Below are 20,513 nucleotides of genomic sequence, written 5' to 3'. Positions count from 1 at the left end.
AACGCACTCTAAAAAAGAGGGCGCTACTGACAAATAAAAACGGAAGCTCTCATCTATCAGGATTATCACCCGCTGGAATTAGCACAGTGTCTACTTAAGCAGACCTGTTGCTGAGGTTTCATAAGGCCAGTCCCTCCACCTCTCTGGATAAGAAATATTTTTTTATAACCTTATCAATCCATTCAATAACTGTCAAGATAATTCTGTTTTTTCAAAAAAACATCTATTATAGAAATACAAAAAAAGGAGTATTACTATAACTGCAATCCACTCCTTCCTGGGTATTATTTAAAAATCGAACATACAAAACCTCATTTATTTATGATACGGTTCACAAGCACTTCCTCAAAATTTGATGCGCTTCTAAATATCTTCTTACTTCTTTGGCTATGGGGATCACCGCAACTTAGAGATGTGTGACGAGACCCCATCGCCATCAAGCTAAGGTTTTGAAGTACCCCCTAAATGACAATTTTCTTTCTCTACAATTAGTTATTTCGAGAAATGAGCTCATATTTTTGTTTTGGGGATGTTTACTTTTCTTAAGTTAATGGGTATGCGGCCGTACCCTTAAACAAGAAACACAAGCGCCAGCTACTAAAGAAGAGCCTAAAAAAGACGAAGCGAAAAAGGAAGAACCAAAAAAAGAGGAGCCTAAGAAAGAAGAAGCTCCGAAAAATAAACCTGGAATTAGCAAAACTAAGTTCAATCAAATCAAAAATGGAATGAGTTACGACGAAGTTAAAACTATCATTGGTAGCGACGGGGAAGTTTTATCATAGACTGGGCAAGCTAGCGAACAACTTCATACAATTATGTATAAATGGAATGTAGAAAATGGATTTGGTGCTAATGCAAACTTCATGTTCTAAGAAGGTAAATTGCAAAATAAATCTCAATTCAGTTTAAAATAAAAAAGCACTCATATGAGTGCTTTTTTAAATTCCTAATAATTGCTTTTTCTTCGCTTGAAACTCTTCTTCAGTAATAACTCCTTGATCTAACAACTCTTTATACTTCAATATTTCATTTGCCCCACTTACTGATGCAGAAACTTGAGGTTTGCTTTTATTAGCTAAAATACTCTCAATATACTCTTTAATTTCTACAGCCATTTTTTCTTCTTTTTTTGTAAACATAACTGTGTTTTCATCTGCTGCAGCCATAACCCCTTTTTTACTCTCTTGACTACCCATAAAAATAAATTGTATGTAACCATTTGTGAAGAAATTGGCTTTTTTAATTTGAATACCAGTCATATTGTTAATATCAATGGTTTTTCACCGTCTAATCCATGATTTAAAAAATTCAAGGCTCCTCTTCGCTTCAGTCGAATGAAGTTGTCCCCTATTCTTACTACTGTTTTCCCTGCCCCTTTAAACTCAAATGTTCTATCCAAGCTCTCCACCCCTATAATTACATAATGTATTACTCAAATATTATAACTCCGAATCTTTATTTACAAAATATGGATTTTGTTCACTTTTACGATACATTTATGAAACAGTCGTATGTTACGTTATAAAAGTCCATTTTTTGAATCATTTTCATTCTTTTAAAAAGTCCCAGACCTTCTAGGGCTTTTTACGTTTAAATAAAGAGGTATACCAAATTTCTCAATGTACAATATTACTTAACATAGTAAAATAATAATTGAATTGGCGTCCAATACATATCATTAAAATTAAAGTGGTTCAAGTCGGAGGAAGGCACCTTTGGGTGTCTTTTCTTTATTATAAAAACCCTCAAGCATTCTTACACTTGAGGGCTTATCAATTGAAAGGTAGGGCTGTTTGGAGTTCTTTATATTAAGAACAAAGCGGGATTACTCCTAAACCAATTAATAGAGCTGCAGCAAACGCTGGAATTGGGACAGGGATCTCGATATCCTCTACAACTAAGAAGTATTGTCCACTTACTACTTTAAAACAAACTAATTGCATGGTTATTCCTCCCTTCTGCTAAGATTAATACATTATATTATTTAATCTAATTATTGATATAATTCAATAGTTTATTTTTAAGAAAATGTGCAATTTATTTATATTCAGGTGAAGCGCCCTAAATCATCTTTCCCTTATTTTTAAAAGGACCTGCTCATTTAATCCTTAAAAACATAAAGTAATTTGAATCCATTAAAATACATGAGTGACTCCTTATTTTTCTCCTACTATTTAAAGGAGGAATTATTATGGGCTTTGGTGGTAGTGGCGGCTGTGGCTTTGCAGGAGGATTTGCTTTATTAGTTGTATTATTTATTTTATTAATTATTGTTGGAGCTTCTTGCTTCTGCTAAAAACTATGGGAAAAGACACTCTTGTTTGGGTGCCTTTTCTTTTTCTCAATATAAGAGCTATAAAAATATGCTATAGTTTTAATAGAAATTCCCTTTTGTGCAATGAGATAAAATTACCCAACAAAAAACCCACCTATTTCCGTAGGTGGGCCTTATCTTTATTACACAATACCAAATTATACTCCCATTTTTTCATAAACTTTATGCAATTATACAATTTCTCCTTTATGTGTACTGATTTCATTTTACGGATTTTATTCATTAATACATTTTGCGGTTTTAAAATCTTTATTTATATAAGTAGCTCATACATGGGTTTAAATATTTGTACCAATATTATCTAATGTTTTGGGATTTACTTTTTCTCCATCTATTGTCATCTTTATTTTTTGCTTCGAATTTGCTGTTACCACCCAAGCATTCGGTAAATAGCGATCTTCATGAGACAATGTAGAAGGTGAATTTATAACCCTTCCTCCTAAATATAGAGTAGCAGAGGATCCTCCATCCATTGCCATTGCATTTATTGCTCCTTTTTCATATAGAATATCTTGACACTCTTTTAACGTAGCCCCTATACTATGCGTCTGTCTACCGTCAATAACTAGAAACATAATTGTACCATCTTCTTTTTGTGCCATAATACTTCGCGGTGCAGAGCCCCAGCCACCGTCTCCTTCTGTAATCATTTTTTCTCCATTTACAATTAACTGTGGCATAAATCCTGCCGCTGAAACGACTTGTTTATCCAAAAGTTGTTGGGTAGAATAATTTCCTGTTATCATTTGCCCAAACTTTGTTAAACCCGTAATAATTGTAGGGGTATTTCTATCCATATTCGTATCAATAGCTTCCCCATTTTCTATTACTATTCCAGTTGCAACATTTCCTCCACCCCTTCCTGTTTCATCAGCAAATCCACTTGCATTCACAGCAACAAGTGCATGATTACGCTTTGCCATTACGCTAATTTTTTCTCCTCTGTTAGCGCCCTGTGTTCCTTGATGGCTAACAAGTTTAACATTGAAGGGATTGCTAATAGTAACTAATTTCCCTTCAAAAAGAAAGCGACTATCTTTGTTACTTTTAATTGTTTCTACATCAATTTCTAATGGTTGATTTTTAAATTCTTCTAATCTTTTTCCTGCTATTTTTTTATAAATATGCTCATCACTGTTTGACCATTTCGGATGATTAATTCTATCTTGCAGTTTATCTAGTTCCTTTTGGGATAGGAATGTATATTTCGCATATTGTGGATGCTGAGAAGTTAGTATACTCCCAGCCATTGTTATACGAAGCTCTCGGCCATAGCTAGTACCAAATAATATTCCTATGCCAATAAGCATGAAAATAGACAACAGTAGCAAAATTCGTTTGAAGATTTTTCTTAGATGTTTCATAGTTTTATCCTCCAGCATTCATTACATTCAATAAATCCATTAAAATATTATTTATCTCAAGACATAAGTGTTTGATTTCCTCATTTTTGAATTCTCCACTAGATTTTAGCAATCAAGGCAAAATACTTATTCCGCATTTCGCTTTTACTTCAGTGTATATTTACAAATTTAATAACGTTTTTGCAACCATGAAATAAATTACTAATCCTGTTCCGTCAACAAATGTTGTAATAAATGGACCCGAAACAACTGCAGGATCTAGTTTTAATTTTCTTAGAATCAACGGTAAAACTGCTGCTACAAGAGAGGCCCAAATAACAATAAATAATAAAGTAATTGCTACAACTTGTGTAACTTCTGTTCCAACTCCCAACATATAAGCACGAGTGAGCCCAGCTATTCCAAGTGCAAGTCCGAGAAGCATACCTATTGCAAATTCCTTTTTCATTACACGGAAAATGTCTTTAAATTTGACCTCTCCAATACCGATTGCACGAGTAATTGTTGCTACAACCTGTGTTCCTGTATTTCCACCAGTACCTACTAATAACGGAACAAAGAAAGCAAGGGCAACTACAGTTTCAATTTCATCTTCAAAATACTTTAATACTGTACCTGTATATGCCTCAGCAACAAAAAGAAGTAATAACCATGGTAGACGTTTTAAGAAAATGCTCCAAATGCTAGCTTCAAAGTAAGATTGATTCAATGGCTCACTTCCGCCCAACTTTTGAATATCTTCTGTAGCTTCTGCTTCCATAACATTCATTACGTCATCAAAAGTTATAATACCAATCATTTTATTATTTGCTGTTGTCACAGGTATTGCTGCTAAATTATAATTCAGTAGTTTTTTTACAACTTCTTGCTGGTCAACTTCAGCTTGTACTGAAATTACTTCTTGAATCATAATAGTAGATAATATCTCTTCATCTGCTGCTAGTAATAACTCATGTATGGAAACGATTCCCTCAAGATAACCATGACTATCAAGAACATAACTATAAGATATTGATTCTACATTTTCAGAATGTTCCCTAATGTACTTCAATGTCATTTTTACTGACCAATTTCCTCTAACTGCAACAAAATCACTTGTGACAAGACTTCCTGCCGTTTCAGGTTTGAAATTCATCAATTTTTTTACGTTATGTTTTGTAATTTTGTCTAGATACGTCATTAATTTAGCTTGTTTTTCAGGATGAACCGCTAGAAGTAAATCTACTAATTCATCAATCGGTTGTAAATTTAGTAACTTTTTAGCTTTGTTTTCAGATAAGTGAATTAAGATATTATATTTTTCTTCTGCACTCATATATTGAAGAATTTTAGAGCTTTTTAATACGGGAATCGTATTTAGCAATATGATTTGATCTTCAATTGAAAATCTTTTTACTTCTTGCGCAACATCATACGACGGAAGACGTAAAACTTTCTCTGCATCCAAATTATTTTTGGTTACAAGTAATTCTTTTAATAATTTCTTCATGTTAACTCCTCCTCATATTGCTAAGGGAGACTCTAGAGTTTCATGAGTGGTTTTATTTTATTTTATTTTATCTGTCTAAAATTTTTTATTAGAGCAATAATAGTTACATTGCAATCAATTCATTATTTAGAATTACCTCCTTTTTGAATATAGACAAGATAAAACAAATAACATTAAACAGAAAAACCTTTACTCAAAAAGGAGTAAAGGTTTTTTACAATACAAATAAATGATTATTAAGACAGCTCTGTCAAAATCACAGAGGTGCCTTTCTATCAAATCGTATACCACTCCCTCGTTGAGTTTTAGCACTGTATAGCATAGGTTTTTATAACCAGCTACATTAAGAAGGGCCTTAATCCGACCGTTCCTGTTGACCCATTGGCGTCTCTCGACATTTTTGGGCAGCAGCGTTTCTCTATACAGGAGCCTCACCTAACAAAGTTTATTGAATTACTTCAAAATTTAAACCAGAATTTAATATTTGTCAACTGACTTTCAATTCCATTCTTGAACTACCCCCACTTTCACTTCGTTTAGAAGTGAGGGATCCCTAAGTAAAGAGTTCTATCGAACTCTAGTTGATTAGGCTAACCCCGCAGTCCTTGCGGTTAGAAGCCTTATCGCTTCATTCTTTATATTGATACTTGCGTTAATATCCCTATCATGTTGTGTACAACAAGAAGGACAGTCCCATTCACGTAGGTTTAAATTTTTAACGTCTTTATTTTGATATCCACAACAAGAACATAATTGGCTGGAAGGAAATGTTTTCGATACGACAATGACTTGTTTGCCATACCATTTTGCTTTGTATTCCAACATAGTTCGAAATTGTGACCATGATACCTCACTAATTGCTTTTGCTAACTTATGATTCTTTAACATATTCAATACTTGCAAATCCTCTATACCGATCACATCGTGGTTTTTAATGATGTCAGTTGAGATTTTATCCAAGTAATCTTTTCTAGCATTTGATATGTATTCATGAATTCTAGCTACCTTGATTCGTTGTTTATTCCAGCGAGAAGATCCTTTCATTCTTCTAGAAAGAACACGCTGTGCTTTCGCCAACTTATCCTCCAATGATCGGAAAAACTTCGGATTTTTATAGGGGTTTCCATCTGACAAAATAGCGAAATCTTTTAGTCCTACATCTATTCCAATGTAAGAATGTGTTTTCGGAAGTTCTTGTACTTCTGTTTCAACTAATAGTGACACAAAATATCTGCCAGAAGGGTTTCGTCTAACAGTCGCATTTACAATACGTCCCTCTACTTCACGACTTTTGGCAAATCGAACAAGGCCTAGTTTCGGCAACTTTATTTTGTTCCCTACAACGGCAATATTTTCATTTGTTTGTTTTGTGGTATAAGATTGTACGTTATTCTTCTTGGATTTGAAACGCGGGGCACTATTTTGTTTTTTGAAAAATCGTGTATATGCATCCGCAAGGTTGCGAACAGACGACTGAATCGCAATACTATCCACTTCTTTGAGCCAAACAAACTCTTTCTTTATGGCAGGAAGTTTGGCAGAGCATGTACCATATGTTAAACCTTTTCCAGTCTCTTTGTATGCGTAATCCCATAGGGATAGGAAATGATTGAATACAAAGCGAGAACAACCTATTGTTTTGTTAATTAGAATTGTTTGTGCTTGATTTGGATAGATACGAAACTTATAGGCTTTATTAATCATTATTTGATTCACCTCCATTTCGGTATATGACTATTATATACCAAACGTATATTCGATGTATAGTGAAGTAACACTTTATGTATGTCGAACAATTAAGATGACTTTCTGCCATCCCTTGTTCGAAGCCAATTCATCTCCCACCTACTCACTTCGCGTTCCTTGAGGAAGGAGTCTTCTTGGCTAAAATGATAAAAAAATCTTCTTTTATGATTAAAATCTTCTTTACTGTTTATCAAATTTATATGGTTAAACTACTTAATCAAACTATACACTACAAGTTGAAAATATATACTTATACAGAATGATTACATACATTTTCTCATATCATTTCTCAAAGGACTATAAAGCAATAAAACAGATAAAATTAGCAATATGGTTACTTGACAAGCAAAAAAAATATATTTATGCTTGCTACACGAAACAAACACATAAAATTTATATTGCTTAACCTGTTAGGTGAGGCTCCTATGCAAACACAGGCTATTGCCCAAAAATGTCGAAAGACGCCAATGGGTAGAACAGGAATTGTCGGATTAAGGCTCTTCTTAAGATAGCTAAGTAATGAATTTTCATTACTTTACGTTGTATAGTGCCAAAGCTCTACTAGGGGGAGAAAAGCCTTATTTAGTCATGCCATTTTGAATCCCTCTAGTTACATACTAGGGGGATTTTTGCGTAAAAAAACAGGGAGTAAGCAATAGAATCTTCCTAAACAAAAGTCATATTTAATAATTGACGAGAACAAGATTCTATTCATTAGCAAATGGAATATTATGTTTTGTTTTAAATCAGGAGGATAATAAAATGAAAAAAATATTAAAACTCGATTATCTATTGCTCCTTCCTCTATTCATAACATGTACTTTAGGTATTATCATGATGTATAGTGCAAGCTCCATTGTCGCTGTCCAACATTACGGTTATAACAGTAGACATTTTGTTGATTCTCAATTAACAAAGCTACTCTTAGGAACGATAGGGTTAATAGTTTGTGCTTTACTCCCATATGAAATATGGAAAAAACGAATAATCTCAATCTGTATTATGGTTGGGGGGATTTTTTTATTAATTATGGTTTTATGGAAAGGAAAAGTGGTAAATAATGCTCAATCATGGATCTTTGGAATACAGCCAGCTGAATTTCTTAAATTAGGAACAATACTTGTAACAGCCCGTTTTTTTGCATTACGACAAGAACAAGCTAAAAATAACTGGAGTGGTATCGGAAAACTTTTATTTTTTTTAGCTACAATTTTTTTTCTTATCTTTAAACAACCAAATTTAGGATCTGCACTTTTAATATTAGGTATAGGTTTTAGCATATTTCTTTGTTCAGGAATAAATATAAATCTACTAATCAAAAGAACTACCATCGGTTCTATTTTATGGTTACCTATTTTATATTATTTGATTCAATATAGTTTATCAGAAGTTCAAAAGACACGTATTACTACGATTTTCAATCCCTTTGTTGATGCGCAAGGAAATGGATACCAGCTTGTAAATTCTTTTATTGCCATTGGCTCTGGAGGAATCACTGGTCGTGGGTTTGGAAATAGTATACAAAAAACAGGTTATCTGCCAGAACCACACACTGATTTTATAATGGCGATAGTTTCTGAAGAACTAGGATTTATTGGTGTATTTATTATATTGGCTGGAGTTTTGACTATAGTACTTCGCTCCTTAAAAATTGCACAATTATGTGTAGATCCATTCGGCGGTTTTATAGCAATTGGTATAGGATGTATGATCGGTATGCAATCTGTTGTAAATTTAGGTGGTATTACAGGACTATTTCCCCTTACAGGTACCCCATTTCCATTTGTAAGTTTTGGTGGAAGTTCTTTAATGGTCAATTTAATAGCAATAGGAATATTAATTAACATTTCAATTTTTAATAAAATTAAGTTTAATAATCATAATATATAATTTTTATATTTAAATTTAAAAAATTTAAAAAATTTTAAAATTCGACCTCATTAATTAAACTATATTTAAAGAATTTCTAATTATTTTTTAACTGTATAAATATTAATATTTATGTTCGTTTTAATACGAAAAAAGGCAGGCATAAATATATGCTTGCCTTCCGTTCTCAAAATCAATTAAACCTAAAACAACGTGAGGTTAACCAAATCTAGATACTGTCTTCTACGCCCTATTTTTTACTTTTCTAAAACAATTTCTGCTATTTCATTAGCATATTTTTTAGAGTCAAATCCATCATAGTTACTTAGTACTACAACAGACAAATATTCTTTTGGAAACCGCATGAAGTATGAACGATAACCTGCCCAGCTACCTGAATGTTCCAAGTATCGACAGTTAAAACCTTCTGCATGCCTTAGCCCAAAAGCATAATCTTCATTGTCAATAATCGTCTCCCCAGTTGGAGAAATTTCCGGACCTATTTCGCTCATTCTTTTAACAAGTTCTTTTCCGCCAACGGTACCTGTAGTTAAATTTTCTCCCCACTTTACCAGGTCTTCAACTGTTGCATGAACTGCCCCATCACCTGTATGTTCCCAAGGGCTTTCATAGATTTTATATGTTCCTTGCTCATTCTTCGAATACCCACTAGTAATCGGTATAGTAGTTGGGTAGTGATCTATAATTGTTGTATCTATCATATTTAAAGGGTCAAAAATACGCTCCTTTGTAAACTGACGTAGAGACTTGCCACTTACCTTCTCTACCACTTGTGATAATAAGAAATATCCTGTATTGCTATACTCAAATTTTGTGCCAACAGGGAACCTTGCAATTTGATGACCATAAAGGTGTTTTAGTGATTCTTCCACTGTTAATGTATCAGTAAATTTAATATTTTCTGCTTCAGCCAATTCCATATAATCAACTAGTCCACCAGTGTGATGAATTAGATGTCTCAGTGTTATAGGTTCAGCATATGTTCCTATAAAAGGGACGAACCTTACAATTGAATCATCTAAACTCCATCTTCCCTCTTGTTCTAAGAGTAATATAGAAAACGCTGTAAATTGTTTAGAAACTGAGGCGATATTCAAAACGCTCTTTGTAGTTATCGGTAGATTTCCCTCTATAGAAGCTAAACCAACTGCACCTTTATACGTTACTCCACTATCAAAACTAGCAATACATGCAAAGCCAGGGGCTTTGGGTGAAAATTTGTTCAATAATTGTTTAATGGAAGTTTGTGTCTTTTCATTATATGTATTATTCATCTCAATCACGTACCCTTCGCTTAAAATGATTACAAATATAGTGAAAAATACTATATATAAAAATATCAGTGTAAGTGTTTAAAAGTTATAGCATGAGTCGTATACCCTATTATAAAAAGCAAACTTAATTAAGTTTGCCTCTTTGATGTTATTCCAAATCTAACTAGTTTTGATAAAATATCTTTTGTTTACGCTGAAATGGATAAGTTTTAATTTCATCTGTATCTAAATTTTCATGAAATAGGTGTATAGCTATAATTTGTCTACAATCATAGGTATGATAATAATATATACCGGACTCCATACACATTGCGCTTGTATAAATGGTATTATCTAATGTACCTTCTTCCGTTATCACTCCACCTTTTGGAAGCTCACAATTTGATAAGATATGAAAAATGGCCGATACCCCTTCCTCTTCGTTATCTATCCCTTGAATATTTTGTTTGCTATACGCCGCTCGAACAAACCTTGATGGTGGAGTGAAATCCCCAGGGAGTCCCATCGAACCTGAACCCTGTCCAAAAGCACTTAATGATACATCACCCCATTGGGTTGGTGCATATGGCTGCGATTTAAGACCTATATATTGTCTTAAATTTTGTAAATGCCAGTTAAACTCAGGACTATTGGTCATTACCCCTAGCGGATTATCATACATTTTTAGCCCCTCAATTGTGGGCTCTAATACAATACATTCTCCCCATTTATCCGCTAAGATCCAATGTAGCGGTGGAGTAACTCCTAAAACAGATAATGGTACATCTAAAAAAGAAATACTCTCTACAGATTTCTTTAACTCTTCGACAGAATTGAATTGTGTGAGACTCCATGCCACAAAATCAAATGGAGCCAGATTTGTTTTATTGTCATCTATTCTGTTACTATAAGTAGCGAATCCTGGAAAATAAAGTGTTGCACATGCCATACCTGATTCATTTACTCCATCTGCCAGAATGACCCTTCCTTGATAGTTGATCCCCATCCCGACAACTGCTTGTTTCGTTTTGATGGTTTCACCAGTTATATTGTTCCATCGATAACTTCGAGGAACTATTATTACTTCTTGATTGAAATCTAATGCAAAATCCATCGTTCTTGCAAAAAGGTGCTGACCGTTTTTTGTCTGTAATGTCAAACTAGTACACATAAAGAACACCCCTTTATTTAGTTTATTTAAACAAAAACCCATTTAATTTCTACCCTTAAATTGATAAGCACGTATCTTTTTTCTTACTCATATTTATTGATTCCCCCTAACAAATTAAAAAGCTATTATAAACAAACTTCAATAAAAGATACCTTCTCCCTTTTTTTTATTACTGTTTTTTTTGAGTGATTTGATGTTATCTAAAACAGTATTATTTATTGCAAATGCTTCTTTCTAATTAACTCAACCTCCTAGTGAATAGAAATAAATGTATGATGTAAATGCGTTAGATTTGTTAAAAGGTATTTACTATGTAATTGTGCATATTAACAAAATACTTAATAAACTTAATGTTACATGTGATAAGATATACAAGAAAGGTACTTTCTATAAAGTAGGCTCTTAGACTAGAAGGCGTAACGCATCTCATATTCATGATGTGGCGTTACTGTTACCACCCATACATATGTAAACTATTTTCAAATGAAATCTATTGGTGTCTAGGATTCTGTTTTATAGGAAGTGTTTTTATAGGGTGGGGAATATATATAGGAACATGGTTCAAGTCAAAGAAAAGGAACTCCTAGGAGTTCCTTTTCTTTGACTATTTATATGTGCGAATGCTTTCGAAATTATTGGATATAAATTGATGTACGCATTGTATTAAATGGTGCATTTATAGATATCTTTTAGTACTCAAACGTTCCTTGTTGGTGCCCAGAAGCATCCCATTTATAATACCAGCCAACGATCGGTCTTCCGCCAATTATAGTGGATCCAATACTTTTTACATTAGAACCATTCATTTTAGCAAATGGATTTTGGCCATATCCCATTTCTTTCGTAGTAATCATCAAAAACCACGATGTGATCGGTATAGAGGATTTGCAAGTATCGAATATGTTAGAGAATCATAAGTTAGCAAAAGCAATTAGTGAGGTATCTTGGTCGCAATTTCGATCCATGTTAGAATACAACGCAAAATGGTATGGCAAACAAGTCATTGTCGTATCGAAAACATTTGCTTCCAGCCAATTATGTTCGTGTTGTGGATATCAAAATAAAGACGTTAAAAATCTAAACCTACGTGAATGGGACGGTCCTTCTTGTCGTACAAACCATGATAGGGATATTAATGCAAGTATCAATCTAAAGAATGAAGCAATAAGGCTTCTAACCGCAAGGACTGCGGGGTTAGTCTAATCAATTAGAGTTCGATAGAACTCTTTACTTAGGAATCCCTCACTTCTAAACGAAGTGAAAGTGGGGGTAGTTCAAAAGAGCCTTTTCTCTCCATTAATGAATAGAGATGGGGAGAAATAAAAATTGTCTAAAAAATATTAAACTTATCTTTAAGTATTTGATGATATTGTTTCTCTGTTATTTCTTTTTTTGATTTATTTCCATGTTGGGTTTGTGTAAAACTTTGTTTAGTAAGTGCAATATGACCATGATCAATCAATTTACAAATAATATTCCCCTTATTTACTGGCGATTCCGGATGCTCTATAACCATATTTTGTATATCATTCACTTTTTTTTCATTAATTGCATTTAAATAAAAAGCATAACCAATAGACCAATTATCAGTAAGATCAGAATCCAGAAAATGAGATGTTTCTCCATTTTTCCCTTTCTTCATTTCAAATACGTGAGTCCCTTTCTCAGTGTTTTTTTTACGAATACGATATTCTCCCGTCACAGAAGTTACACTGTCACCATGAAAAGGAACAGGTTGTAAAGGAAGATACGATGCAAAACCAGCATCTATTATATAGTTTTCAGTTTTGTGCTGTAAAACGATGAGCACATGGCCATCATCAGGGTTCCATTTTCTTATTTTCGGATCATATAGAGTTCCAGCTACTCGATACACATTAAATCCACAATCACATAAAAAATAATATAATAAAGAATTAATCTCATAGCATAATCCGCCACGATTCTTTAAAAGCAGTTTTTCTTCAATATTATTTCTAGAAAAATCTTGCATGTTTCCTTCCATGACGTCTATGTTTTCATACGGTAATAAGTGCCCCATCTGTAAAAGAATTGTATGCAAATCTTCAAATTCCACATTTTCTTTTGGTTGAATTCTTAATTTTGAGAAAAAAATTTTTTGTAACTCAGTTAACATAACATATCCCCTTCCATTCATACAAACAAACATTATTATAATAATATATTAAGAATCTAAATTGTAAGGTATGTAACTAGAATAACAAATTTTAGGGAATTATGCACATCGTCAGCTTGCATAAAAAGTATATATGAATTTGATTTTCTGAAATTTCTAAGACTACAATACAGATGTGCATAGCTAAAAAACTATTAACTCAAAGAATTTGAAAGTATGGACATTTTAAGCGAGATTGAAGATAATTATATTCACAAAAGAATTGATGCAATGTTAAAAAGAATAAGCCCGGTACAATACCGGACCTATATTCATACAACCGCTATTTTTTCTGTTTAACTGTCGGGATTCAGCTCATAATGAAACATATTTTCACATAACAGACTTTCGTATATAAGTTTTTCAAATGGGTTATTAACCAATATCACTTTTTAAGAGAGTAAATTTTTTAAATTGAAGATGTAATGAATTTTGTTCTTTTATGTAAAATATTCTAGTTTCGCATTAGGAAAGAATTGTTTCATATAGGAATACAGATGATTTTTTATATCCTCTTCTTCTTCTTTTTGATAAATGTATTTTCCGATTCCATATTTCCCCCATTTATATCTTCTTTTCTCTTCATCTAATTCTAATTTTGTCATCGGATAGTTTTTTTCAATCACTCTCTTAGCTGGCTTTGTAAAACGATGTTGAATAAATTCAAATGTAATATCCTCCCGTGCATCCAAAGATAATTCTGCATTCAGACGTTCAAACATTTGATAGTATCCTTCTTGCCAGCCTTCATGCAGGTAAATAGGTGCTACAATGAAACCAAGAGGATATCCGGCTCTAGCTACTTTACCTGCTGCCTCAATTCGTTTAGCTAAGGGAGAAGTTCCTGGTTCAAAGTTTTTAATCACATAATCAGCGTTTACACTAAAGCGAAATCTTGTTTTTTTATTATGTTTAGCATCAAGTAAATGATCTACATGGTGGAATTTCGTAACAAACCTCAATTTCCCATATTCAGATTCTCCAAAATGCTCAATGGCCCGTTTAAGGGTGTGCGTTAAATAATCAATTCCTACAATATCTGAAGTACATGAAGCTTCAAATCTTGTTACTTCAGGTGCACGCTCTTTCATGTATTTGTCAGCAGCATCTAAAATTTCTTCTACATTTACATACGTTCGTATATAAGGCTTACTTCCCATCGTTGTTTGTAAATAACAATAATGACAATGTCCCATACATCCCGTTGCAAAAGGAATTGCATACTCTGCTGAAGGCTTGGAAGTATCAAATTTCAGTGTTTTCCTAACACCAACAACAAGCGTAGATTTTGCCACTCGATACTTTTGAAAATCATTATCGCCTGGCAAATCTCTTACTTGATTATGGGAAGTAGTATGTCGAATTTCAACATCCATCTTTGAAAATTTCTCAAACAGCTCTTTTCCCAAAGGATAATCTAATGCTTTAGGTTCAAAATATACGAGCTTAGGCATAAACGGCTTATTCATTCCAACATCCCCTCTGAAATATCACCATAGTAGTAAGTGTATGCTTGGTTTGCCTCATCTTCGGTAGCATATATAGCCATCTCATTTGTTAATGGATAATACGTTTCGTAAAGAAATAGTGCTAATTCATTAGGTCTTTCAGGATTATTTACAACTGCTGCAGCTTGTATATTAGCTACGTCTTGAGTATGAGGATTTCGGTAAAAAATATAGACTATGTCACCAGCATGATACGTATTACTTTCCGAAGAAAATCCCATTCCATCACCATCTCATTTCATAAAATTCAATGCTCAAAGTTTTATTTTCTAATTTCCCTGTAGTGTAACTATTTAATTTCATTGATAAGGATTACGTCATACAAACATACTTTGAAAAATGAATAATAAATGCACTACCAAAAAGGCAAGCATAAATCAATGCTTGCCTTTCGTTCTAACGACGATGTTCAACAAGATCGATTACACCTAAAACGACGTGAGCTAAACCAAAACCAAATACTGTATTTGCAATCATTTTATTAGTTCCACGAGTTTGTTTAAGAGCATAACCTGCTGCTGTCACTGCTGTACCTAAAGCTGTTGGAATTAATCCTTCACGAATGTCCACAGTGATGCCTCCTTGTTTCGTAGTTAGTAAATTTGTTTTAATGCCTCGAAGTAAAGTATTAAAACAAGTATTAGTATTTTGCTTTTTAATAAAATTATGTGGAATTTTCATGAATAATTTTTTATATCCATAGCAGCTATAAAGATTGAAGGAATTATTAATTAACAAATGAGCAAATATCTTCAAACTTATTTTCATATAAAAATTGTATACCTCAGACAAATTTTTTTTATGAAACACTATTCTTTATTTGCTTATGAACCACTTTATTATAATAACCATACTTTACAACTTGCCTAATATCATCTACCTCAATATCCATTCTTTGCGTGATATCTACAACAATTGTCTTTTGGAAAACATTCACTACAAATCCTATTAATTGCAAATCAGGATTTGTACGATATGAAAATTCAACGTAATCCCCAATTATTACTTTTTATTATGCTTTATTTGGCGCCCACTAAATTATTAATAATTATTCAATAGTTTCCCCCTTTTTTACTTCCTTACACTGGGCGTAAGTTTACAAATTAAAGAACACTAAATCTTATTTTTCATAATTTCTACGTCAGTATTTTGCTTTCAAATAATTTATAGATCTTTGCAAAAAAATTTCTCAATATAAATATAGATACTAAATATAGTTTTCAAGTGGAATTTCCCTAAAAATATAATATTATAAACAATAAGATAGTTTTTAACTTTTTTCTCCTTGTGAAAAAGATAAGATCCTACTCTCCGATCTTATCTTTTTTATTTTGGAAATTCTTAATACAATAAAAAGAGAGCACTCCCTGTAAGTGCTCTCTAATAAAAAGTATCGGTAAATGGATTTTTAGCCAATTTGCACACCGTTTTTAAAATGGATTTACAAAACGGATTCTTTCTAAAATGTTTTTGATGTTTACTTTCTATATAACAAAGAAAAAACATTCATTAACGAGCATTTTGTATTACTTTTATTAGGTCATTTATATTTTCAACTTTCTGCTGAAACTGACTAAGTCTACTATGTAGTAATGAAGGATTTTTATCTTCTCTTGAAATAACTCGCTTTAATTCGTGTTCTAATTTATCATACACATCAAAGAAATTATCAAATTCTACACTTGCAAGTTCTTCATTTTCACGATAAAATCTTTTAGCTTCTAAATAAGTTATATATGATTTATTTAAAAATCCTAATGAAATTAGATATTTAGAATTGTTTTCTTGATAAATAGCAATATCACATGCTGTTTTAATATCAGAATAAGTTTTTTGAATGAATTGTTGTAATTCGTAAATATTATACTTTAGTTCGTTATTCATTTAATTCCCTTCCATCCCATCTATTCTACAAAAATTTTCACTTTGATAAAAATAAGAATATATTATTGTTACTGTATCCACATTTATTAATTTTTTTCTTGTTCCGTAATAATAAATCTTGAAAGCAATTCAGTTAATGCTTCTACCTTTTCTTTCATCCTGTTGGATTGAATTGAAATTTCTTTGATTGAAACTGCTTGTGATTGAATTGATTGTACTGTTTGAACTGTTTCTCTTTCTACTTGTGTTGCAGTATCAGATACTAGTGAAAGAGACGCATTTACTTCTTCTGTGCCGGCAGACATCTCTTCTGTTGCTGCAGAGACTTCTTGAATTTGACTTGTAATTTTATCAATATCTCTCATAATAGATGAGAATGTTTGATCCGCTTTGTGGGCCGCTTCTTTTCCTTCTGCTGCCTTTTGTTCTCCTTTTTGCATGACTTGAACTGTATCTTGAGTATCTTGTTGAATAGATTTAATTAAATGGTTAATTTCATTTACGGACTCTTTAGACTTTTCAGCTAAATCTCTCACTTCTGCTGCAACCACTGCAAATCCTTTCCCATTCTCTCCAGCACGTGCCGCTTCAATAGCAGCATTTAGAGCAAGAAGATTCGTTTGCTCAGCAATATTAGTGATTGCATCCAGAGCTGTATCAATCTGTTGTGTACGTGTAACAAGTCTATCTATTACTTTTGATGTTTCCTCGACAACATCATGCACACTGTTCATTTGAAGAATAGAGTGCTTTATCACTTCACTACCGGTATGTATTTGTTCTGTGGTTGTTACTGCTACTTCAGCAACTACTGCTGAAGATTCAGCTACTGTTTGCACACCAATTGTTATTTCTTCCATTGAGGATGAACTCTCTTGAATGCTAGTTACCTGTCCTGCTATTTTTTCTTTTACTTCAGAAATGGTCTGAACAATCTCATTTGAAATATTAGATGCTCGCTTTGTGTCTTGTAAAACCCCCTCCGTAGAAGAAATCACTTCTTGTGTTGTCACCTTAACATTCGCAATTAATTGTTGTAGGTTATCTAACATACTATTGAAAGACTGTACAATAATTCCTAACTCATTATTTGCTTTATAAGACGTACGTATTGTTAAATCACCTGCAGCTACTTTTTCCATATCATTTTGTAATAAAATAAGCGGTTTTCGTATAGTAAATCTAATAATATATCCAATAAATATAACTATGACAATTGCTAAAATTGATATAACCACAAACATTATCATTGTATTTTGAGCACTATTATTATTAACTTTCTGTAACTGGTTTGCATTGTTGCTGTTATATATAATTAGTTCACGAATTGACTGAATTGTTTTTTGCATATTAGGTTCAATTTCTTTTAGATAATAGGCATACGCTTCCTCATTATTAGATTTCCCTAATTCTTGTGCTTTTTTCATCAGAGTTCTTAATTCATTAAACGCTTCATGAAATTTGCTATATAGTTCTTTTTCTTTATTAGAAATCACTTTAGTTTCAAACTGCTTTAATAACTGATCGTTTTCCTTTCGAATTCCATCCATTTCTTTTATTAAATCGTTCATTCTTTTTTCATCTTTGGACACCATTATTTCCATAAAATTCATATTAACATGATAAAAGTTAGATTCTACAATTCCTATCCATTCAATTGGCAATAAGCTGTCCTCATACATATTAGAGGAAGCATTCTTTCCTTTTTCTAGTCCCGAAAAACCTATTAGGGATAATACTATACAAGCGATACTTGATATAGCTATTAATATGTTTAGTTTTGTACCAACCCTACTGTTTCTTAATAATTCCAATTAAAACTCTTCATTCTCATATATAATTCAATTGATATATTGTATAATAATAATCTAGAATATACGATATTTATTTTTAAAATATAAAAATATGTATAATTCTTAAAAATAATAAATATCGAATTTTTCAAGAAGTATATTCTATTGACTCGATAACTATATATTATTTAATTAATACTCCCCTAGATTTTATAGCGTTTGACTAATCTAATCCTTCGTTTTATGTGTAATTAAAAAGACACCTTAATTTAAGGTGTCTTCAGAGTGTTGGGAAACCCTTTAGGGGTTCCCAACACTCTGTGAAAACCGTTCGGTTTTCCATCTCTCATTAAAAATCCACTATCTGGATCCGTGGTACTTATACGAGTTTTTTTGGTAGGGGTATCACTTTCCTCTCTAGGTTTTAATTCTTTTTTCCATGTACCTTACGATCTTCGATTACCGCAGCTTCTAGCTCATCTATATAAAACTTTGCTTTTTCTTTTTTATATTTATGTACAAATTTATTCTTATTGGCATTGGCCTTAATGTGCGTAGAATCTGTCATTAGCGCACGTCCTCCCACCATCCGGTGCTCTGTCGCTTGCCTCACGATCTCATCAAAAATTTCTTCGAAAATATTTGTATGAATAAAGCGGGTACGGCGATTCCAACTGATTGTAGAATGATCTGGAATAGTATCTGATAGAGAAAACCCTAAAAACCAACGGTAGGCGATATTCGTTTTAATCTCTTTTTCCAATTGACGCTCCGAACGAATACCGTAAAAATATCCAATAAACATCATTTTAAATAAAACGATAGGATGGATTGACGGACGTCCATTGTTTTCACAGTAATAAGGGCGTAATTTCTCTTCAATAAAATCAAAACTAATTGTCGCTTCAATCGCACGAAGGAAATGATCTTGTGGAACCAACTCTTCTACAGAAACAGATACACGTTCATCACGATGATTTTTTAAAGCACCCATCATAAAAACTCTCTCCTTTTCCTCTTTTTTATCAGTGTTGACACATAAAAAGAGGTTCAGACACAAAAACAGGCTGTAGAGAAGACTTTCTCCACAGCCTGAAGACACCTTAATTTAAGGTGTCTTTCAATTTATTAAACAGCAAGAAAATAGCACAATAATCATTTTCTATCTTTTTGATATCTGTTTCATGGTTATCTTTCTTGTATTATGTAACATTGGTAATAAATAGAAATACAAAAAACTATTGAATTGGTCCTAATAACCCCATAATTTCTTCAGCTTTTGGATTTTTAATGCTGTAGTAAATTTCTAACCCCTGACGATTTCCCTTTAAAACCTTCCCTCTCATTTTAGATAAATGTTGGGATACTGTTGATTGTGGAATGTTTAAAATTTCGGTCATTTGGGTTACATTTAGTGTTTTATGTTTAGAAAGCTCACTGATCAGTTTTAAACGCATTGGGTGTGCCATAACTTTTAAAAGCTCTACATCCTCTTCTAAAATTGTGTTCTCTACGTTGTGATTTACAAATCTCGTCATAGTATCTTCTCTCCCTTATTTGTTTTCTTCTGTTGTAGTGTAACTTCCGTATTACATAATATTAGTATGTTTGAATGTTTATCGTTAAATATATTAAATCAATTATACAACTTTAGTTTGTGCCGTTAGTGGAGTTAATGTGTGGTTCGTATGAAGTTTTTATTTACTATTTTCTATTTAAGTGTGAATGCTCCTTTGGAGAAATTAATTATTAAGATGACAACTTTTAAAGTGACAAAGGTAGCCTTTCAACACTTTGAGCGTAACTTCGGGGTGTACCCTCCTAAATGTCCAACGCTTGGACGTTCTCTTGGTACGATTGATATTTTACGCAGGAACCGAGTGGTACGGTTTTCGCACTCTATT

18 protein-coding genes, 3 pseudogenes and 3 riboswitches are annotated in these 20,513 nt (G+C 32.6%); of the genes and pseudogenes, 4 read left to right on the top strand and 17 right to left on the bottom strand.

Annotated elements, in window-relative coordinates:
• Positions 1–46: 46 nt before the first annotated feature.
• Positions 47–154: riboswitch (SAM riboswitch) on the bottom strand.
• A gap of 784 nt (positions 155–938) precedes the next feature.
• From ACS2CR_RS22045 to ACS2CR_RS22035, 3 genes are all read right to left on the bottom strand, one after another.
• Positions 939–1,259 carry an SHOCT domain-containing protein gene (locus tag ACS2CR_RS22045; RefSeq protein ID WP_309567767.1) on the bottom strand — a complete coding sequence of 107 codons (321 nt, stop codon included), beginning with the start codon at positions 1,257–1,259 and terminating at the stop codon, positions 939–941.
• Positions 1,256–1,399, bottom strand: coding sequence for a hypothetical protein (locus ACS2CR_RS22040; protein WP_309567766.1), 144 nt, complete (start codon positions 1,397–1,399; stop codon positions 1,256–1,258). The genes ACS2CR_RS22045 and ACS2CR_RS22040 overlap by 4 nt, the downstream gene beginning before the upstream one ends.
• A gap of 409 nt (positions 1,400–1,808) precedes the next feature.
• Complete coding sequence (locus ACS2CR_RS22035) at positions 1,809–1,943, bottom strand: hypothetical protein (protein ID WP_309567765.1); 135 nt, start codon at positions 1,941–1,943, stop codon at positions 1,809–1,811.
• A gap of 248 nt (positions 1,944–2,191) precedes the next feature.
• Between ACS2CR_RS22035 and ACS2CR_RS22030 the strand changes: the two genes are divergently transcribed.
• Positions 2,192–2,296 (top strand): YjcZ family sporulation protein, encoded by a 105-nt coding sequence (locus tag ACS2CR_RS22030; protein WP_098213161.1) that lies wholly within the window; start codon positions 2,192–2,194, stop codon positions 2,294–2,296.
• A gap of 317 nt (positions 2,297–2,613) precedes the next feature.
• Here ACS2CR_RS22030 and ACS2CR_RS22025 read toward each other — a convergent pair whose 3' ends face one another.
• From ACS2CR_RS22025 to tnpB, 3 genes are all read right to left on the bottom strand, one after another.
• Positions 2,614–3,699, bottom strand: coding sequence for a phosphodiester glycosidase family protein (locus tag ACS2CR_RS22025; RefSeq protein WP_098629479.1), 1,086 nt, complete (start codon positions 3,697–3,699; stop codon positions 2,614–2,616).
• 160 nt (positions 3,700–3,859) lie between these two features.
• Positions 3,860–5,188: a magnesium transporter gene (gene mgtE, locus ACS2CR_RS22020; protein ID WP_153602938.1), complete on the bottom strand. Its 1,329-nt coding sequence runs from the start codon at positions 5,186–5,188 to the stop codon at positions 3,860–3,862.
• A 284-nt stretch (positions 5,189–5,472) separates the two neighbouring features.
• Positions 5,473–5,638: riboswitch (M-box (ykoK) riboswitch) on the bottom strand.
• Positions 5,639–5,773: 135 nt separating this feature from the next.
• Positions 5,774–6,892 carry an IS200/IS605 family element RNA-guided endonuclease TnpB gene (tnpB, locus tag ACS2CR_RS22015; RefSeq protein WP_153602937.1) on the bottom strand — a complete coding sequence of 373 codons (1,119 nt, stop codon included), beginning with the start codon at positions 6,890–6,892 and terminating at the stop codon, positions 5,774–5,776.
• 441 nt (positions 6,893–7,333) lie between these two features.
• Positions 7,334–7,510: riboswitch (M-box (ykoK) riboswitch) on the top strand.
• A 186-nt stretch (positions 7,511–7,696) separates the two neighbouring features.
• Here tnpB and ACS2CR_RS22010 point away from each other — a divergent pair.
• On the top strand, positions 7,697–8,824 hold the full coding sequence (locus ACS2CR_RS22010; RefSeq protein WP_325839010.1) for an FtsW/RodA/SpoVE family cell cycle protein: 1,128 nt from the start codon (positions 7,697–7,699) through the stop codon (positions 8,822–8,824).
• Between the two features lie 236 nt (positions 8,825–9,060).
• Here ACS2CR_RS22010 and ACS2CR_RS22005 read toward each other — a convergent pair whose 3' ends face one another.
• The 3 genes and pseudogenes from ACS2CR_RS22005 to ACS2CR_RS21995 form a co-directional block, all read right to left on the bottom strand.
• Positions 9,061–10,098, bottom strand: coding sequence for a serine hydrolase domain-containing protein (locus ACS2CR_RS22005; protein WP_153602914.1), 1,038 nt, complete (start codon positions 10,096–10,098; stop codon positions 9,061–9,063).
• Positions 10,099–10,261: 163 nt separating this feature from the next.
• Positions 10,262–11,248 (bottom strand): choloylglycine hydrolase, encoded by a 987-nt coding sequence (gene bsh, locus ACS2CR_RS22000; RefSeq protein ID WP_153602913.1) that lies wholly within the window; start codon positions 11,246–11,248, stop codon positions 10,262–10,264.
• Between the two features lie 689 nt (positions 11,249–11,937).
• Positions 11,938–12,108 (bottom strand): annotated as a pseudogene (locus ACS2CR_RS21995) (DUF4879 domain-containing protein); the annotation flags it as partial.
• On the opposite strand from ACS2CR_RS21995, the pseudogene ACS2CR_RS21990 reads away from it, so the two are divergent.
• Positions 12,098–12,451, top strand: a pseudogene (locus tag ACS2CR_RS21990) (RNA-guided endonuclease TnpB family protein); the annotation flags it as partial. The pseudogenes ACS2CR_RS21995 and ACS2CR_RS21990 overlap by 11 nt on opposite strands.
• Positions 12,452–12,578: 127 nt before the next feature.
• On the opposite strand, the gene ACS2CR_RS21985 reads toward ACS2CR_RS21990, so the two are convergent.
• A complete protein-coding gene (locus tag ACS2CR_RS21985) occupies positions 12,579–13,385 on the bottom strand; it encodes an arylamine N-acetyltransferase family protein (RefSeq protein WP_153602912.1) in 807 nt (268 codons plus the stop codon).
• Between the two features lie 216 nt (positions 13,386–13,601).
• Here ACS2CR_RS21985 and ACS2CR_RS21980 point away from each other — a divergent pair, with 216 nt between their 5' ends.
• The gene (locus ACS2CR_RS21980) at positions 13,602–13,724 is read left to right on the top strand and encodes a hypothetical protein (protein ID WP_374050074.1); all 123 of its coding nucleotides are present in this window, start codon (positions 13,602–13,604) and stop codon (positions 13,722–13,724) included.
• Positions 13,725–13,864: 140 nt separating this feature from the next.
• On the opposite strand, the gene splB is transcribed toward ACS2CR_RS21980, so the two are convergent.
• From splB to ACS2CR_RS21945, 7 genes and pseudogenes are all read right to left on the bottom strand, one after another.
• The gene (gene splB, locus ACS2CR_RS21975; protein ID WP_043939103.1) at positions 13,865–14,893 is read right to left on the bottom strand and encodes a spore photoproduct lyase; all 1,029 of its coding nucleotides are present in this window, start codon (positions 14,891–14,893) and stop codon (positions 13,865–13,867) included.
• Positions 14,890–15,153 (bottom strand): transcriptional regulator SplA domain-containing protein, encoded by a 264-nt coding sequence (locus tag ACS2CR_RS21970; RefSeq protein WP_043939102.1) that lies wholly within the window; start codon positions 15,151–15,153, stop codon positions 14,890–14,892. Before ACS2CR_RS21970 ends, splB begins: the two co-directional genes overlap by 4 nt.
• Positions 15,154–15,328: 175 nt before the next feature.
• A complete protein-coding gene (locus ACS2CR_RS21965) occupies positions 15,329–15,502 on the bottom strand; it encodes a hypothetical protein (RefSeq protein ID WP_000354585.1) in 174 nt (57 codons plus the stop codon).
• A gap of 939 nt (positions 15,503–16,441) precedes the next feature.
• Positions 16,442–16,816 carry a hypothetical protein gene (locus ACS2CR_RS21960; protein ID WP_063550048.1) on the bottom strand — a complete coding sequence of 125 codons (375 nt, stop codon included), beginning with the start codon at positions 16,814–16,816 and terminating at the stop codon, positions 16,442–16,444.
• Positions 16,817–16,902: 86 nt separating this feature from the next.
• Positions 16,903–18,630: a methyl-accepting chemotaxis protein gene (locus ACS2CR_RS21955; RefSeq protein ID WP_153602910.1), complete on the bottom strand. Its 1,728-nt coding sequence runs from the start codon at positions 18,628–18,630 to the stop codon at positions 16,903–16,905.
• A gap of 299 nt (positions 18,631–18,929) precedes the next feature.
• Positions 18,930–19,606 (bottom strand): annotated as a pseudogene (locus ACS2CR_RS21950) (IS1182-like element ISBth7 family transposase); the annotation flags it as partial.
• A 241-nt stretch (positions 19,607–19,847) separates the two neighbouring features.
• Positions 19,848–20,147 (bottom strand): ArsR/SmtB family transcription factor, encoded by a 300-nt coding sequence (locus tag ACS2CR_RS21945; protein ID WP_000196664.1) that lies wholly within the window; start codon positions 20,145–20,147, stop codon positions 19,848–19,850.
• Between the last annotated feature and the right edge of the window lie 366 nt (positions 20,148–20,513).

This window comes from Bacillus cereus group sp. BceL291 (assembly GCF_051776705.1).
GTDB classification, from domain to species: Bacteria; Bacillota; Bacilli; order Bacillales; family Bacillaceae_G; genus Bacillus_A; species Bacillus_A cereus.
The sequence above is the reverse complement of the archived record's forward strand: the minus strand, read 5'-3'. Positions and strand labels throughout refer to the sequence as shown.

Bases quoted from the DNA above. Each gene is read 5' to 3' on its own strand.
- ACS2CR_RS22045 (WP_309567767.1), bottom strand. From the start codon at position 1,259: ATGACTGGTATTCAAATTAAAAAAGCCAATTTCTTCACAAATGGTTAC.
- ACS2CR_RS22035 (WP_309567765.1), bottom strand. From the start codon at position 1,943: ATGCAATTAGTTTGTTTTAAAGTAGTAAGTGGACAATACTTCTTAGTT.
- ACS2CR_RS22030 (WP_098213161.1), top strand. From the start codon at position 2,192: ATGGGCTTTGGTGGTAGTGGCGGCTGTGGCTTTGCAGGAGGATTTGCT.
- ACS2CR_RS22025 (WP_098629479.1), bottom strand. From the start codon at position 3,699: ATGAAACATCTAAGAAAAATCTTCAAACGAATTTTGCTACTGTTGTCT.
- mgtE (WP_153602938.1), bottom strand. From the start codon at position 5,188: ATGAAGAAATTATTAAAAGAATTACTTGTAACCAAAAATAATTTGGAT.
- tnpB (WP_153602937.1), bottom strand. From the start codon at position 6,892: ATGATTAATAAAGCCTATAAGTTTCGTATCTATCCAAATCAAGCACAA.
- ACS2CR_RS22010 (WP_325839010.1), top strand. From the start codon at position 7,697: ATGAAAAAAATATTAAAACTCGATTATCTATTGCTCCTTCCTCTATTC.
- ACS2CR_RS22005 (WP_153602914.1), bottom strand. From the start codon at position 10,098: ATGAATAATACATATAATGAAAAGACACAAACTTCCATTAAACAATTA.
- bsh (WP_153602913.1), bottom strand. From the start codon at position 11,248: ATGTGTACTAGTTTGACATTACAGACAAAAAACGGTCAGCACCTTTTT.
- ACS2CR_RS21985 (WP_153602912.1), bottom strand. From the start codon at position 13,385: ATGTTAACTGAGTTACAAAAAATTTTTTTCTCAAAATTAAGAATTCAA.
- ACS2CR_RS21980 (WP_374050074.1), top strand. From the start codon at position 13,602: ATGGACATTTTAAGCGAGATTGAAGATAATTATATTCACAAAAGAATT.
- splB (WP_043939103.1), bottom strand. From the start codon at position 14,893: ATGAATAAGCCGTTTATGCCTAAGCTCGTATATTTTGAACCTAAAGCA.
- ACS2CR_RS21970 (WP_043939102.1), bottom strand. From the start codon at position 15,153: ATGGGATTTTCTTCGGAAAGTAATACGTATCATGCTGGTGACATAGTC.
- ACS2CR_RS21960 (WP_063550048.1), bottom strand. From the start codon at position 16,816: ATGAATAACGAACTAAAGTATAATATTTACGAATTACAACAATTCATT.
- ACS2CR_RS21945 (WP_000196664.1), bottom strand. From the start codon at position 20,147: ATGACGAGATTTGTAAATCACAACGTAGAGAACACAATTTTAGAAGAG.